The sequence below is a fragment of the Acidovorax sp. NO-1 genome (assembly GCF_000238595.1).
Classification (GTDB): Bacteria; Pseudomonadota; Gammaproteobacteria; order Burkholderiales; family Burkholderiaceae_C; genus Acidovorax.
On record NZ_AGTS01000115.1, the window covers coordinates 1 to 423 of the forward strand.

Consider the following 423-nt stretch of genomic DNA (forward strand, 5'->3'; position numbering starts at 1 on the left):
CCGGGAACTGTTTACAATAATGTGGCGGCCCGCCAAACCGGCATGGCTGATTTCACCCACCACTGGTGCTACTACCCTTTCTACAATATCTTCCCGGTTAGTAACTTTATCGTTCAGTAAATCAATGATAAAAATAATACCGAAGGGCAGCACAATACCCAACAATAGAGAAAACATGCGGATATTATTGGTGCGGGGCTCAACCGGTACGGGGGAGGATACAGCAGGGGTTAATTGCTGGTAATTGGATACAGTGGAAGAACTGGAAATAGCTGCTTCTTCCCGCTTTTGCAGCAAATAGAGGTAAAGGCTCTCTTTAATACTTTTTTGCCGGTTAATATCCATCAACTCCCGTTCCTTTTCTGGAACGGAAAAAAGCAGGCATCGCTGGCTGCCAGGTGCTGTTGTTGGGTAACCAACTGC

The 423-nt window shown here is 46.3% G+C and carries 1 protein-coding gene; it reads right to left on the bottom strand.

What is annotated here, in order from left to right:
* Nucleotides 1-423: GNVR domain-containing protein (locus KYG_RS24520; RefSeq protein ID WP_304412030.1), on the bottom strand; the 423-nt coding region annotated here is incomplete at both ends.